Annotated in this window: 14 protein-coding genes; all 14 read left to right on the top strand. The window is 49.4% G+C overall.

The features are described from left to right. Window positions 1–223 precede the first annotated feature (223 nt). A complete protein-coding gene (locus tag LG211_RS07560; protein WP_253020651.1) occupies window positions 224–412 on the top strand; it encodes a hypothetical protein in 189 nt (62 codons plus the stop codon). Next, on the top strand, window positions 406–552 hold the full coding sequence (locus tag LG211_RS07555) for a hypothetical protein (protein ID WP_253020650.1): 147 nt from the start codon (window positions 406–408) through the stop codon (window positions 550–552). Before LG211_RS07560 ends, LG211_RS07555 begins: the two co-directional genes overlap by 7 nt. A gap of 483 nt (window positions 553–1,035) precedes the next feature. Further along, window positions 1,036–2,664 carry an amidohydrolase gene (locus tag LG211_RS07550; protein WP_269477270.1) on the top strand — a complete coding sequence of 543 codons (1,629 nt, stop codon included), beginning with the start codon at window positions 1,036–1,038 and terminating at the stop codon, window positions 2,662–2,664. 12 nt (window positions 2,665–2,676) lie between these two features. Beyond that, window positions 2,677–3,963: an MFS transporter gene (locus tag LG211_RS07545; protein ID WP_253020648.1), complete on the top strand. Its 1,287-nt coding sequence runs from the start codon at window positions 2,677–2,679 to the stop codon at window positions 3,961–3,963. Beyond that, entirely contained in the window at window positions 3,960–5,576 is a 1,617-nt protein-coding gene (locus tag LG211_RS07540; protein ID WP_269477269.1) for an amidohydrolase, read from the top strand. Before LG211_RS07545 ends, LG211_RS07540 begins: the two co-directional genes overlap by 4 nt. A 1,617-nt stretch (window positions 5,577–7,193) precedes the next feature. After that, window positions 7,194–7,880, top strand: coding sequence for a response regulator transcription factor (locus LG211_RS07530; protein ID WP_148398231.1), 687 nt, complete (start codon window positions 7,194–7,196; stop codon window positions 7,878–7,880). After that, complete coding sequence (locus LG211_RS07525) at window positions 7,867–8,856, top strand: sensor histidine kinase (RefSeq protein WP_148398233.1); 990 nt, start codon at window positions 7,867–7,869, stop codon at window positions 8,854–8,856. Before LG211_RS07530 ends, LG211_RS07525 begins: the two co-directional genes overlap by 14 nt. An 82-nt stretch (window positions 8,857–8,938) precedes the next feature. Continuing rightward, window positions 8,939–9,628, top strand: a complete 690-nt coding sequence (locus LG211_RS07520) for an ABC transporter ATP-binding protein (RefSeq protein WP_148398235.1) — start codon at window positions 8,939–8,941, stop codon at window positions 9,626–9,628. After that, window positions 9,625–12,213 carry an ABC transporter permease gene (locus LG211_RS07515; RefSeq protein ID WP_269477268.1) on the top strand — a complete coding sequence of 863 codons (2,589 nt, stop codon included), beginning with the start codon at window positions 9,625–9,627 and terminating at the stop codon, window positions 12,211–12,213. Before LG211_RS07520 ends, LG211_RS07515 begins: the two co-directional genes overlap by 4 nt. A 269-nt stretch (window positions 12,214–12,482) precedes the next feature. Next, window positions 12,483–12,911 carry a 50S ribosomal protein L13 gene (rplM, locus tag LG211_RS07510; RefSeq protein WP_148398238.1) on the top strand — a complete coding sequence of 143 codons (429 nt, stop codon included), beginning with the start codon at window positions 12,483–12,485 and terminating at the stop codon, window positions 12,909–12,911. 19 nt (window positions 12,912–12,930) lie between these two features. Beyond that, window positions 12,931–13,326: a 30S ribosomal protein S9 gene (gene rpsI, locus LG211_RS07505; RefSeq protein ID WP_148398240.1), complete on the top strand. Its 396-nt coding sequence runs from the start codon at window positions 12,931–12,933 to the stop codon at window positions 13,324–13,326. Between the two features lie 236 nt (window positions 13,327–13,562). Next, a complete protein-coding gene (rhuM, locus tag LG211_RS20040) occupies window positions 13,563–13,847 on the top strand; it encodes a RhuM family protein (RefSeq protein WP_336246041.1) in 285 nt (94 codons plus the stop codon). Further along, window positions 13,822–14,037 carry a Fic family protein gene (locus LG211_RS20035; protein WP_336246040.1) on the top strand — a complete coding sequence of 72 codons (216 nt, stop codon included), beginning with the start codon at window positions 13,822–13,824 and terminating at the stop codon, window positions 14,035–14,037. Before rhuM ends, LG211_RS20035 begins: the two co-directional genes overlap by 26 nt. Before the next feature lie 83 nt (window positions 14,038–14,120). Beyond that, a complete protein-coding gene (locus LG211_RS07495; protein ID WP_148398244.1) occupies window positions 14,121–14,609 on the top strand; it encodes a pyridoxamine 5'-phosphate oxidase family protein in 489 nt (162 codons plus the stop codon). Window positions 14,610–14,690 lie beyond the last annotated feature (81 nt).

The following is a 14,690-nucleotide window of genomic DNA, read 5'->3' as shown; positions in this document are numbered from 1 at the left end:
ATTCTCTTCATTCTAGCTCTGAAAAAAAGCTTTTACAATTGTCGGATAATTCACATTATTGCCTTTCTCATTGTAGGTTTCTACACTTCCGCGGCTTTAAAGCTGAGTTTTTCAGGGGCAGAAGCGGGCGAGGTTTTTGTGAACTTTAAACCTTGATACTGGGAAAATCGCTTGCTTCAGACAGCACAGATGGGGCATTCGCGATTTAGACTTGGATAAAGTGATGGAATTACATCAAATCATATACGGCCTTCTGGCAGCGCAGATTGAGTTCGGTACATATCGATACAAAGACCCATTGCCCAAAATGGAGGAAGTCAGCCAGTGGTTTTCCGTTTCATTGGGTACAGTCAAAACTAATGTGGACCCCAAAAAACGGACACCAAGGGACAAGGCACTGATAATATGGTAAAGGTCAGTCCAAGAGAAGAAGAAAACGAGAAGATTTATCATAACCTTCTGGAGAGCTTTCTTGCCAGCAGGTGCTCCATGGGAGCAAGAAGAATCGCGCCAGAACGAACAAACCGGAAATTCGTCAGCGACACGACCTAGATCGCAACGGAAGAAGGCTGGCTGTATTTAGCGGCAATTATGGACTTGTACGGTCGAACGATCGTAGGGGTGGCCGTTAGTCCCCATAACGATCAGGAACTGGTCATCGAGGCTCTGAAAGACGCGAAGAGGTGAATCGGGAAAGAGAAACTGAGGGGGTGCATCCTTCATTCAGACCGGGGTTCCACCTATTTTTTACTTTTGTAATGTTCGTTACCACAATTAAAATAAAGTGCATATTTCTTGCGCGAATACCCAAAGACTATTTAAGCCCTAAAGTAGTTACGAAAGACTACAGGGGGCTTTTTTCATTATGCAGCAAATTTCAATACCCCTTATACTTCCATCGAAGTATTCTGGTAAAAAAGAGGTACGACCGGTAGTAGAAAAATACAGATTCTAAGTGTTTTAAAAATTTTCAAAAGATTTAAACTTTAATTAAACGAATTCGTTGAACATTACAAAGGAAACGAGGAAGCAATTATGGAGAGAGCAGATTACATATTGAAAGGAGCCGCAATCTTTGATGCGGTTGCGGATGAACCCTTCGCAGGTTTTCTTGCAGTCAAAGGCCGGCGAATCATCAAAGTCGGCCGGGGAGACGCGGATGAGCAGAATTTTATTGACAGCCATACCCAGGTTATCGATTGCGGCGGCGGGCTCATCATGCCGGGACTGATCGATGCACATATGCACTTTTTTGACGGCATTTTTCAAAACAGCAAGTACATGTGCAGAGAACTCTTCGCCTGCAAATCCGCCCGCCAATGCGTGTCGGTAATCAGAAAATTTGCAGAAGAGCATCCCGACTACAAAACGATTACAGGAATGGGATGGTTTATTCCAAGCTGGGAAGATGGGGAGCCGCCCCACAAGAACATGCTGGATCAAATTTGCCCGGACAGGCCTGTTTACCTGATGTGCGCTGACGGACATTCCTTTTGGCTCAACTCAAAAGCCCTGGAAGAATGCCGGGTCGATCCCAACAGAAAGCTGCTTTTCGGCTCCATCGAGGTGGATGAAACGGGCGAGCCTAACGGCCTGCTCCATGAGATGGATGCCTGCGCGCCCTGTGCGGCGGCGGCTCAGGCCCTGCCGGAAGGGCAGAAACGGGAGCTGATTGTGGACTTTATCCGCCAGCTTTCCAGCCATGGAATCACCAGCACCACCGACATCACCGTGCTCCCGGAGCCGGGTCCTGTTAGCGAAGAATTGGAGATCGTTGGGGATCTGGAAAAGGAGGGAAATCTGGATATACGGCTCCATCTTTATCCCAGCCTGGGGACATCGCCGGACTTCACCACAATTGAGGAATACCGGCAGCGGTTTCATTCGAATAAATTGCGCGTGGCCGGTCTGAAAGCATTTGTGGACGGCGTTCATGGAAACCATACGGCGCTGCTGCTAAGCCCATATGCGGATCAGGCGGACGGAGCAGGCGCTTCCTTTTACCCGTTTGAACATTACAAGAGGCAGGTCACCGCTGCCAATGGGTGCGGTCTTGGCGTCAAGCTCCACTGTACTGGCGAGGGGGCCGTGAGAATGGCTCTGGATGCATATGAAGCTTCCCGTCAGGCCAACGGACCGCTGCCGGTGAGAAATTCCATCGAACACGTGGAAACGCTCCAAGAATCCGATATTAAGCGATTTGCCAAGCTGGATGTTACCGCTTCCATGCAGCCGGTTCATTTAATGGCCATCGGCAGCGGTTTGAAAGATAAGCTGGGCGAAGAACGGGCCAGATACCAATATGCAGTCAGGTCCCTGCTGGAAATCGGCGCCAATGCAGCTTTCGGCACCGATTATCCGGTGGCGCCTTTCCAGCCATTGCCGAATGTCTATTTTGCTGTAACAAGGTGCGATGAAGAGGGACAGCAGGTGGAAGAGCCGATTCGGGAAAATATCACGTTAGCGCAGGCACTTCGGGCGTACACCTATGGCAGCGCTTACTGCCTTCATGCAGAGCAGCAGCTGGGCACCCTGGAGGAGGGAAAGCTGGCCGACATAGCCGTTTTCAGCGAAAACCTCTTCCAACTGGAGCCCAGGGAGCTTTTAAAAGCGCGGATTTGCTTGACTATGGTGGATGGAACGATTGTATATAAACAGAAATAGGAGGTAAGTATTATGAAATCATTCTCGTTCAAAGATGAAAACGGAAAATTTTATTACGGATGGTGGATCGTCATCACCGGTGCCATTATTACCGGTCTGGTTTACAGCGGCATTGTGTCCGTGACCGGCGTCTTTATGCTGCCGGTCACCCAGGACCTGGGCCTTTCGGTGGCAGCCTATTCCTTTTACCTGACCATCATGTCCATCACCGGAATCATTACCCTGGCCATTGTCTCAAAATTCTTGGACGAAAAGCGGATTAAAAAAATCATGATCACCGCGGGAATCATCGGGGTCATTTCCTTTATTGGGTTCGCTTCAGCTAAAAGTCTGACCATGTTTTATATCTTTGCCGTGCCTCAGGGCTTTTGCTTTGCTGCCATGACCATGACTCCATGCCAGCTGCTGGTGTCCAACTGGTTTGGCGAAAAAGCAAAGGGCAGGGCGATCAGCCTGCTGCTCACCGGTATGACACTGGTTTACATCGCAGAGCTCAATATCCTCAATTTGGTGATCGGCAAAATGGGATGGCGCGCAGGATACATCGTCCTGGCTGTATGTGTGGCAATTGCCGTTTTAATCGCAGCAAAGCTGGTCGTCTGGAGTCCGGAGAAAAAGGGTCTAAAACGAATCGGTGATGTGGAAGACGCAGAAAGGGAGCAGCTGCAAGCTTCGGGAACCAGAGGAATTGCTTTCAGCGTCGCTATTCGCAGGCCCATTACCTGGCTGGTGCTGATTTCATGCAGCCTGGCTGTGATCGCGTCCAGCTCCATTTTACAGCACGGCATTCCCACCATGGTAATTGCCGGATTCTCCGCGCCCCAGGCCACGGCCATCACCTCTATCCTTTCCCTGATCATGGTGGTAACAGGACCCGTAGTAGGATGGATCTGCGATCGGTGGCGTCTGTCCATCGCTGCAGTAGGCAGTGCCCTGTGCTTTGCCGGATCTGCTGTGGGACTGTCCCTTCTCAGCGTTTCCAAGAGCGCGGTCATCGTGTACAGCGCCTTCTATATCTTCGGTGTTGCCAGCATCAATATCATTTCCCCGCTTTTGATGAACTACATGTACGGCGAAAAGGATATGCCCAGGCTCATCGGATATGTCAACATGTTCGTTGGAATCGGCGGAGCCTTTGGAGCCGCCGGGCTGGGAGCCTTGTACGAACATTTCGGTTCCTATCAGATTCCATGGCTGATCATGGCGGCTATTCTGGCAGTGGTAGCTGTGATCCGTGGCTTCAGTACCACTAAAAAAAGAAAATATTGCCCGGACAATGAAGGAGTGGAAAGCAAGTGAAAGCAGATTTGATTTTGAAAAGCAGGACCATCTTTACGGGGCTTGATGATGCTCCCATCTCCGGCTCGGTGATCATAAAAGGAAACCGCATCCTCTCAGTGGGAGAAACGGACCTTTCCCAATATGACTGCGATGTGGTTTTGGACTATGGAGACAAGCTGATTCTTCCGGGTTTTGTAGACGCCCACGTCCATTATTTCCTGGGAGCGATCGCAGAAAGCGGCCGTATGTGTACGGAAATCGCAAAGGCCGCATCTGAAGAGGAATGTCTGCGGATGGTGAAAGCCTTTGCCGCCCGACACCCGGAGGAAAAGCGCATTCTGGGAATGGGCTGGTTTCCGGCCAACTGGAACGATGCGCCCCTTCCGGATAAACGATCTTTAGACGCAATTTTTACAGATAAGCCGGTCTATCTCATTTCCGCGGATGTCCACACCTTTTGGCTCAACAGCAGGGCCCTGGAAGAAGCGGGGATTACGGAAGATTTGCGTCCCAGGAGCGGGTCTGTCGGTAAATTTGAAAACGGTGAGCTGAGTGGACTGCTCTTTGAGCCGGAAGCCTTTGGTCCTGCGATGGCCAAAGTCATGGATTTTGATGCCCAAGAGATGAAACAGTTTCATAAAACATTCCTATCCCGCATCAATGCCTGCGGTGTTACCTCCATCAGCGAAATGTCCGCCGATGATTACAACGAGACGGCAAATCGGAATTATGCGATCATAAAGGAAATGGAAGAGGCTGGAGAACTCACCTGCCGTCTGCACATTTATACCCGTTTGGATGGCTATACGGACTTTGAAAAAGCTAAGAAACTGCAGGCCAGGTACTGCTCGGAAAAGCTGCGGCTGTCGGGAGTAAAGGGGTTTCTTGATGGGGTCACTTCCACCTATACGGGTCTGCTGCTGGAGCCTTATTCCGATCGGCCTCAGACCTGCGGGGAGGGGGTGCCGGGTGCTCCCTTTGAGGAAAACCAGGCATCCGTTACGGCGGCCAACAAGGCGGGGCTTGGCGTGAGGCTTCATTGTATCGGAGACGGCGCGGTTCGTATGGCACTGGACCTGTATGAAGGATCGCTGAAAGCCAATGGAAACCACGGCCAGGTGAACACCATTGAACATATTGAAAGCATCCATCCTCAAGACCTTCCCCGCTTTGCCCGGCTGGGCGTGATCCCTTCCATGCAGCCTTACCATCTGGTTCTGGATCAGAATGAAAAAATCAGCCGCATCGGAGAAGCCCGCTGCAGATGGGAATGGCCTCACCGTTCCATTTTGGATGAGGGCGGCCAGCTGGCCTTTGGCACCGATTATCCGGTGGTGGATTTTAATCCGTTTCCATCGATCTATGCGGCTGTCACCCGGATGGACGATCAGGGACAGCCCGCAGGGGTCAATCCGCAAGAACGCATCAGTCTGGCGGAAGCATTGAAAGCTTATACATCCGGGGCGGCGAGGGCGTATGGAAGGGAGGATATCGGAGCCCTGCAGGAAGGAAAGCTGGCGGATCTTGCAGTGGTGGACCGGAATCTGTTCGCAGCGGATGCCAGTGAAATCAAGGATGCCTCCGTTGTGTTGACGGTGATGGATGGAAAAACTGTATATTCGGGGATATAAAGTGTTGAAAATCTGTTGAAATGAGACGGGACTTTTGCAGTTCCGTCTTTGCCGTGCCTTGGCTTAAATTGGGAAAATTTTATTGGAAGTTTTCGCTTTTTACGCAAAGCAGTAGGCTTGCAGGGCCTGATCCCGGCAGCTTACGGTCCTCGTGGCCTCGCTGCGAATTTGACAGCGCCAGATCGTTGGAACTTGCGTAAAAAGCGAAAGTTTGTTTCAGTTTTTTCCCGAAGATCCCCACATTGTATCTCCAAGCCGCCGCAGCCTGGCATTGCGGAAAACTTCTGTAAAAATCTGCATTTTTTACGCAAAGTTGTAGGCTTGCAGGGCCTGATCTCGGCAGCTTACGGTCCTCGTGGCCTCATAGCGAATTTGACAGCGCCAAATCGTTAAAACTTGCGTAAAAAGCGAAAGTTTGTTTCAGTTTTTTCCCGAAGAACCCACAGCCTATCTCCAAGCCGCCGCAGCCTCACATTGCGGAAAACTTCTGTAAAAATCTGCATTTTTTACGCAAAGCAGTGGGTTTGCGGGGCCTGATCCCGGCAGCTTGCGGCCCTCGCGGCCTTGCTGCGAATTTGACAGCGCCAAATTGTTGGAACTTGCGTAAAAATTGAAAGTTTGTTTCAGTTTTTTCCCGAAGAACCCACAGCCTATCTCCAAGCCGCCGCAGCCTGGCATTGCGGAAAACTTCTGTAAAAATCTGCATTTTTTACGCAAAGTTGTAGGTTTGCAGGGCCTGATCCCGGCAGCTTGCGGTCCTTGTGGCCTCATAGCGAATTTGACAGCGCCAAATCGTTGAAACTTGCGTAAAAATTGAAAGTTTGTTTTAGTTTTTTCCCGAAGATCCCCACATTGTATCTCCAAGCCGCCGCAGCCTGGCATTGCGGAAAACTTCTGTAAAAATTTGCATTCTTTACGCAAAGTTGTGGGTTTGCAGGGCCTGATCCCGGCAGCTTGCGGTCCTCGCGGCCTCATAGCGAATTTGACAGCGCCTGGTCGTTGGAACTTGCGTAAAAAGCGAAAGTTTGTTTCAGTTTTTTCCCGAAGCGCCGGGCGGCCTATCTTCACTCCTGTAAACAGGGCTGTCACATGAAAACTTATAAAAGTGTGATGATGCACACAGAATTATCAATAATTGTGTGATTGAATTGTGATTTTATGATAAACTGCATGTATAAAATGGTTTGAAGCACTTCTGAAAAGAACATACTTTCTGAAACGGCGTTTTCGTTTTCGCCAAACGAGTATATTTCAATCCACTGCAAACTGTTTGAGGGAATATTCATCTTGCGGTGTTTGTTTCAAGGCTGTGGCAAATCCATATTTTCGGAGAGGGCAATACGCGAACAACGGCCGTGTTCTTTATTAAGTATCTGAGAACACTTGGCTTTTCAGCGGCAAATGATATCTTTGCAGAACATGCGTGGTATTTCAGAAATGCCCTTGTTCGCGCCAACTATACCGACCTGCAGCAAGGTATTTACGGGACAACGGAGTACCTTGAAGCGTTCCTCAGAAATCTGCTTTTGGATGAAAAAAAAGCTGCACAATCAGAATCTGCACATAAAGAAGTAATCGTCTGAAGAGGTGCTGCAAAATCATGTAAGGAGGGATCCAATGCCACGAATTTTTTTAGTCGAGGACGACAAGGCCATTTCCAAAAATCTAATGCTGCTGCTCCGCTCCGAGGGCTTTACGGTTACCTGCGCCGGCTCGCGCGGAGAAGCCCTGGAGGCACTGGAGGAAAATAAGTTTGATCTGGCCCTTGTGGACATCTCCCTGCCCGATGGCAACGGCTTCACCGTTTGCACGGAAATTAAGGCGTCCCAGGACATTCCCGTGATTTTTCTGACGGCTTCCGGCGACGAAGCCAGCGTGGTTACCGGACTCAATATGGGAGCAGACGATTATATCACCAAACCGTTCCGCCCCCGCGAGCTGATTGCCAGAATCAAGACGGCTCTGCGGAAAAGGGGACGCCCCGGATCGGAGGTTGAGATCGGAGGACTTCATGTGGATACGGCCAGCGGCGTTGTTCGAAAGGACGGCAGTGAGGTGTTTCTTTCCGCCCTGGAGTACCGCCTGCTGCTGATCTTTATCAGCAATCCCAAGAGCATTATTACCAGAGGTAGGCTGCTGGACGAACTATGGGATGCAGCCGGCGAATTCGTCAATGACAACACACTGACGGTCTACATCAAGCGCCTGCGGGAAAAGATCGAAAGGGACCCGGCAAACCCGCAGATCATCCTCACTGTTCGCGGGACCGGTTACAGACTGGGGGACGGATATGCTTCGGAATAGAGAATTTCGCAGGTTCGCCCTGGTGTTTACCCTGATCGCCGCCATTTTTACAGCGCTGGGATTTTCCATAAACGCGGCCGCGGGAATCCTTTTCCTGGGCGGAGCCGCTGCTTTTGCGACGGCTTTTTGTGTGTTTACCAAAGCCCGGTATCAAAACATAGCTCGAATCTCCGACCAGATCGATCAGGTGCTTCATAATGCGGAGCATCTGTTTATCAGCGATTCGGAAGAGGGGGAGCTTTCCATCCTCAGCAGCGAAATCCAAAAAATGACGCTGCGGATTCGGGAGCAGAACGATATTTTAAAAAAAGAAAAGGCACATCTTGCCGAATCCCTGGCCGACATCGCCCACCAGCTCCGCACCCCGCTGACCTCGGTAAACCTGATTTTATCCTTGCTGGACAATTGCACGGATGAAAAGGAGCGGAAAGCCTTTGTGCGGGAAACAGAAGAACTCCTGGTGCAGATGGACTGGCTGCTCACTTCCTTATTAAAGCTGTCCCGCCTGGATGCAGGGGTTGTTGTCTTTCAGTGCCAGCAGGTGGATGTGAGAGAAATGATCTCCGCCGCCGTCCGGCCGCTGGCCATTTCCATGGAGCTGCGCGATATCGATCTGACGGTGGACGTGCCTGAAGGAATGGTGATTGAAGGAGATGGCGGCTGGCTTTCAGAAGCGGTTCAGAACATTATCAAAAACTGCATGGAAAGCGCTGGGGAAAAGGGGACAATTCAGATTTATTGCGCAGATAACCCGCTGTTTGCCCAGATTACCATCCGCGACAGCGGCAAAGGCTTTGAGAAAGAGGACTTGCTTCATCTGTTTGACCGGTTTTACCGGGGAAAAAGCGAAAACGCAGCCGGATATGGCATTGGGCTGGCCCTCTGCAAGACCATCCTTACGCGCCAGGGCGGAGCGATTACAGCCAAGAATCATCCCAAAGGAGGGGCGGTTTTCATCATCCGTTTTCCAAAGTGACGGATCTCTCACTTGAAAGTCACGGAGATGTAAGTTTAAGGTTCTATTATATGGGTAAACCAAGAGAAAGGAGACTCACATAATGGACTTTTTAAGAATTGAAAATCTAAGTAAGGTCTACGGCAAGGGCGCCAACCAAGTGATCGCCCTGGACCACGTTTCACTGACAATCCAAAAGGGGGAATTTACTGCCATCATCGGTTCGTCAGGATCGGGCAAATCCACCTTGCTGCACATCATCGGCGGCGTGGATGTGCCCACAGGCGGCAAAGTGTACTTGGACGGACAGGACGTTTATGCTCAGAACAATGAAAAGCTGGCTGTTTTCCGCCGTCGTCAGGTGGGGCTGATTTATCAGTTTCACAATCTCATTCCAACCCTCAATGTGGTGGAAAACATTACCCTGCCCATCCTGATGGATAAGCGCAAGGTAAACCAGGAGCGGCTTAGCGATCTGCTGGAGCTTTTGGGTCTGCAGGATCGGAGGAACCATTTGCCCAATCAGCTTTCAGGAGGCCAGCAGCAGCGGGTTTCCATCGGGCGGGCTCTGATGAACGCCCCGCAGGTCTGCCTTGCCGATGAGCCAACCGGCAGCTTGGACAGCAAGAACGGACAGGAAATTATAAGCCTGCTCAAGCTGAGCAATCGAAAATACGGCCAAACCCTGATCCTGGTTACCCATGATGAGAACATTGCTCTGCAGGCAGACCGCATTATTTCCATCGCGGACGGAAAAGTCGTGCGGGACGAGAGGCAGGCGGTACGGCTATGAACATCTTTAATAAAGTTGCCCTCCAAGGCATGAAAAAGAGTCCGACCCGTACCATCGTAACGGTGATCGGCGTGATTCTATCCGCTGCGATGATTACGGCGGTTGCCGCGTTTGCTGTCTCTTTGCAAACCTATATGGTAAAGGGCGCAATGGAGAAATACGGAGATTGGCATGTGGAGTTTCTGGACGTAAATGACGCTTTTGTCAAGGAACAGGCCAAAGATCAAGAAGTTAAAAATACCGCGGCCATTGAAAATATTGGCTATGCAGCGCTCAAGGGCGGAAAAAACCCGGAAAAACCGTATTTGTTTGTGGCGGGATTTTCTAAGGAAGCCTTTGATACCCTGCCGATTGATCTTCTTTCCGGGCGGATGCCTGAAAACAGCGGGGAAGTTGTTCTTCCTGCCCACGTGGCTTCAAACGGAGGCGTGAAATACGAAGTGGGCGATACCTTGTCCCTGGCTGTCGGCGATCGGGAAGCGGGCGGAAAGGAGTTGGGCCAGCACGACCCGTACGCTGCCGGCAATGAGAAGAATGCGGTCAGAGAACATCTGGAAACAAATGACCAAAGGACTTACAAAATCGTCGGAATCTGCGAAAGACCGGCTTTTGAAGAGTTTTCCTCACCGGGCTATACCCTGATTACTGCGGCGGACTCGGCGCACCCAGCAGGCAGTCTCAGTGTCTTTGTCACCCTGGACAATCCCAAGGGAACCCGGGATTATGCAGCCAGCGCGGCCGGAAGCCATGCCTGCGTCTTTAACGACGATGTGCTGCGGTTCATGGGTCTTTCAAACGACAACTTGTTCAATATGCTTTTGTATTCAGTGGTGGGAATTCTGGTCGTTATGATCATGATCGGCTCGATCTTTTTGATCTATAATTCCTTCAACATTTCCCTGAATGAACGCACGCGGCAGTTCGGAATCTTATCATCGGTAGGAGCTACAGCCAGACAGCTGCGAAACTCGGTGCTCTTTGAAGGATTTTGCATCGGCGCGGTGGGCATACCCATCGGCGTGCTGGCGGGAATCGGCAGCATCAGCCTGGTCATTTCCATAATCTCCAAAAACTTTGCCAGCTTTGCTTACAGCAGCGTACCTTTGAAACTGATGGTGTCCGTTCCGGCCATTATCGCTGCGGCGGTGGTGAGCATGATTACCATTTTGATTTCCGCTTATATCCCGGCTAAGAAAGCTGCCGGCACTCCTGTGATGGAGAACATTCGGCAGACCAATGAGGTGAAAGTGGACCCAAAAGCCGTTAAAACATCAAAGCTGGCGCAGCGGCTTTACGGTTTGGAGGGCACACTGGCTTTGAAAAACTTTAAACGCAACAAGGGGCGTTATCGGAGCATTGTCCTCTCTCTCACTTTGAGCGTGGTTCTGTTCGTTTCGGCAGGAACGTTCGGTGCTCATCTGAAGCAGGGAGCGGAGCGGTCGGCGGTAAACAGCGACTATGATATCTGTCTCTATACACAAAATGGAAATGACGACGAGTTATTTGGACTTTATGACCGGCTTCGGACTGCGGGAGGTGTTTACGAAAGTTCTTATCAGAGCATTTTAAAGTACAGCTGTCCGGCCGCAGCCGGGGATTTTTCCCAGGGGTCTCAAAAAGCTGCCGGACTTGATGGGACAAAGGAAACGGTTGATCTGTCCATGGATATTCAATTCATCGAGGACAGCATATATCTGGATTTTATCAAAAGCCTGGGTTTGTCTCCAACAGAATATACCGGGGAAAACGCCAAATTGATCGCTGCTGCCAAGGTGAAAAATGACAGGCAGAAGCAGGATGAAAAGAATTCCCTGATTGATTTGTTCGCAAAAAACTCAATTGACGTGCGCATTGCGCCTGAAAAAGACGGTAAGCCCCAGGCAAAGCAGGGACAGGATGTGAGCATCACCTTTGTCGATACCATCCCGTCGGATACGCTGCCAACAGATCCTTCTGAGGTAAAGCGGTATGTTTTTATCGCAGTGGCTCCTTATCAGTTAAAGGATCGATTCGATGGTGCCGGGGTCCAAAATCAGATGGGATTGACGTTCCTCTCAAAGAACCCGGCCCAGTCGACGGCGGAAATGGAAAAGATGATCCAGGGTGCGGGACTTGCATCCAAATATACCCTTTACAATGTGCATAAAATATTTGAGCAAAACCGCAGCTTGCTCTTTGTGGTAAATCTGTTCGCATACGTTTTTATTATCATGATTTCGCTGATTGCCATTGCCAATGTGTTCAATACCATTTCCACTAATATCAGACTGCGCAGGCGGGAGCTGGCTATGCTTCGTTCTGTGGGAATGTCTGATCGGGATTTCCAGAAAATGATGAATTTTGAATGCGCCTTTTATGGCATGCGCACCCTGCTGCTGGGACTTCCCATCGCAGCGGTCCTCTCCTTTCTGATTTACAAGGTGATGGCAGCGGGCGGGCTGGATCTGGAATTCATCTTCCCATGGAGCAGCATGGGCATCAGTATAGCCGGGGTGTTCCTGGTCATTTTTATCACCATGCTCTATGCCATCAGCCGCATCAAAAAAGAAAATATTATCGATGTGCTCCGTGACGATATGGCCTGATTTTAGTCCGATTTGCGGTAATTGGGCCTGAAAGGAAAAGAAAATGCCCAAAAGGTGCAAAAACCTTTGACTTTCAGGCCCAGTAAGTGTAAAATATCCTCGTGTCGCAAACAGTGGCACGTTTTTCGCGCGAGCAGGATGGGAGAGCCGTCCGGAGCGAGCGCGGCTAAAAATCGTTTTAGTTCGTCGAAACCAATTCTTTAGAATTCGAGTAGACAGAGCCGAACCAGATCCCGCAGGGATCCCAGTAGGTAGAAAGGAAAAGGAAAATGAGTTCATTTATCGCAAAGCCTCATGAAGTTGAACGTAAATGGTACGTTGTAGACGCAGAAGGCAAGAACCTCGGCAGAATGGCTTCGCAGGTCGCGGCTATTTTAAGAGGAAAGAACAAACCGACTTACACACCTCACGTTGACTGCGGTGATTATGTGATCATCGTCAATGCTGACAAAGTGGAAGTGACAGGCAAGAAGAGAAAAGAAAAGATCTACAAGAGACATACCGGATATCCGGGCGGTCTGAGAGAGGTCACTTTCGAGCAGTTAATGGAAAAACATCCGACTGAAGTGGTAAGACATGCGATCAAAGGCATGATGCCAAACGGCAAACTCGGCAGACAGATGTACAAGAAACTGAAGGTTTATGCGGGACCGGAACACGATCACGCAGCGCAGAAGCCGGAAGTTTTGGATATTTAGAGAAGGGAGGAATTGAACAATGGCAAAAACGCAATATTACGGAACAGGAAGAAGAAAGTCTTCAGTTGCTAGAGTGAGATTAATCCCTGGTACTGGAAACGTGACAGTAAACGGAAAACCTCTGGACGATTATCTGGCAATGGAAATCGTAAAAAGAGAAGTTAAGCGGCCTTTCGAAATCGCAGGCTGCGAAGGCAAGTTTGACGTAATCGCTACCGTGAGCGGCGGCGGATACACCGGACAGGCCGGAGCTCTGAGACATGGTATTTCAAGAGCACTGTGCGAAGCGGACAGAGACGCCTACAGAGCGCCGCTGAAAGCTGCCGGATTCCTGACAAGAGATTCAAGGATGAAGGAAAGAAAGAAATACGGACTCAAAAAAGCCAGAAGAGCAAGCCAGTTCTCAAAACGTTAAGAACTGCACCGCAATTCGAACTATCATCAAACCCCTTCCGGGAGCTATCCGGAAGGGGTTTTTTGGAAAGGCGCCCAGCATCGGGCCGGGGAGGCTGGGATATTGAGGCAGCAAGGCTTTAAAAGTTTTTGCACGATGAATGACCTTGATGAATAATCTTGAAGTCTGGCAAAATGCTTGTCCAAATTTAGCCTCTCACGATAGCAAATGAAACAACTTGGATTAATAGAACTCAAATGGCAGAACTATTTGGTCGGGATATTAAAACAATAGGAAAACATATTAATAATGCTTTGCGAGAAGAACTTTCAGAGGAAAACTCAGTTGTCGCAAAATTTGCGACAACTGCTTCAGATGGAAAAACCTATATGACAGAACACTATAATCTTGATGCCATCATTTCCGTAGGATATCGCGTAAAATCTAAAAGAGGAGTAGAATTTCGGGTGGGGAAGATTTATATCCCACTAGTTAGAAGAGAAAGCTGCGAATTTATTGTACTTTGTCACAAAGAACCATAGCTTTTCAGACGGAAATAAACGAATAGCAGCAACCATATTTCTTTACTTCATGGATAAGAATAATGCGTTGTTTCATGAAGGTGAAAAACAGATTGATGACCATACGCTTGTGGCGCTCACAATCATAATGGAGTCAAATCCGGAAGAAAAAGAAATGATGATAAGTGTGATTATGAATTGCCTAAAATAATTAATTTGGATATTATTTTCTTTTTGTACCTGCCGGGCTAAATGAGATATAATAATTCAAAACATAAGAAAGAGGTGATCCATATGTTTCGACCTATGAGACGCAAGAATCAGGAGTTATCGTTTGGAGAAAGCGCGGCGATTTTGGAGAGAGGCACTTCTGGCGTGCTGGCCGCGGCAGGGGATGATGAATATCCATACGCAGTTCCCCTCAGCTATGTGTATGCAGACTCAAAGATCTTTTTCCACTGTGCAGCGGAAGGCCATAAGATGGATGCCATTGCAAGGAACCATAAAGTGTCTTTTTGCGTCATCGACCAGGACCAGATCGTTCCCGAAAAATACACCACTTATTTTCGGAGCGCAATCGCCTTTGGAAAGGCAAGGGTGCTGGAAGACGAAGGGGAAAAACGGGCGGCCATAGAGCTTTTGGCAGAGAAATATTCACCGGAGTTTGAAGAGGGCCGCAAGCAGGAAATAGACAGTCAATTTGAGCAGGTGCGCATGGTTGAGATCGATATTGAACACTTGACCGGCAAAGAAGCGATTGAATTGGTGAAGGCGAAGGGTTAATTGAGTATGCACTTACGAAACTTGGGGAAGAACGATTAAAGTATCTGCCAGCAAAATAAACTTTTAAAATTGGCGCGTGTA

The sequence above is a fragment of the Hominibacterium faecale genome (assembly GCF_020734085.1).
Taxonomy (GTDB): Bacteria; Bacillota; Clostridia; order Peptostreptococcales; family Anaerovoracaceae; genus Hominibacterium; species Hominibacterium faecale.
Note: the sequence above shows the minus strand (reverse complement) of the source record. Positions and strands in the feature narration are given on the sequence as shown.

Excerpts from the sequence above, each read along its gene's own strand:
- LG211_RS07560 (WP_253020651.1), top strand. The coding sequence starts at position 224 with ATGGAATTACATCAAATCATATACGGCCTTCTGGCAGCGCAGATTGAG.
- LG211_RS07555 (WP_253020650.1), top strand. The coding sequence starts at position 406 with ATGGTAAAGGTCAGTCCAAGAGAAGAAGAAAACGAGAAGATTTATCAT.
- LG211_RS07550 (WP_269477270.1), top strand. The coding sequence starts at position 1,036 with ATGGAGAGAGCAGATTACATATTGAAAGGAGCCGCAATCTTTGATGCG.
- LG211_RS07545 (WP_253020648.1), top strand. The coding sequence starts at position 2,677 with ATGAAATCATTCTCGTTCAAAGATGAAAACGGAAAATTTTATTACGGA.
- LG211_RS07530 (WP_148398231.1), top strand. The coding sequence starts at position 7,194 with ATGCCACGAATTTTTTTAGTCGAGGACGACAAGGCCATTTCCAAAAAT.
- LG211_RS07525 (WP_148398233.1), top strand. The coding sequence starts at position 7,867 with ATGCTTCGGAATAGAGAATTTCGCAGGTTCGCCCTGGTGTTTACCCTG.
- LG211_RS07520 (WP_148398235.1), top strand. The coding sequence starts at position 8,939 with ATGGACTTTTTAAGAATTGAAAATCTAAGTAAGGTCTACGGCAAGGGC.
- LG211_RS07515 (WP_269477268.1), top strand. The coding sequence starts at position 9,625 with ATGAACATCTTTAATAAAGTTGCCCTCCAAGGCATGAAAAAGAGTCCG.
- rplM (WP_148398238.1), top strand. The coding sequence starts at position 12,483 with ATGAGTTCATTTATCGCAAAGCCTCATGAAGTTGAACGTAAATGGTAC.
- rpsI (WP_148398240.1), top strand. The coding sequence starts at position 12,931 with ATGGCAAAAACGCAATATTACGGAACAGGAAGAAGAAAGTCTTCAGTT.
- rhuM (WP_336246041.1), top strand. The coding sequence starts at position 13,563 with ATGGCAGAACTATTTGGTCGGGATATTAAAACAATAGGAAAACATATT.
- LG211_RS07495 (WP_148398244.1), top strand. The coding sequence starts at position 14,121 with ATGTTTCGACCTATGAGACGCAAGAATCAGGAGTTATCGTTTGGAGAA.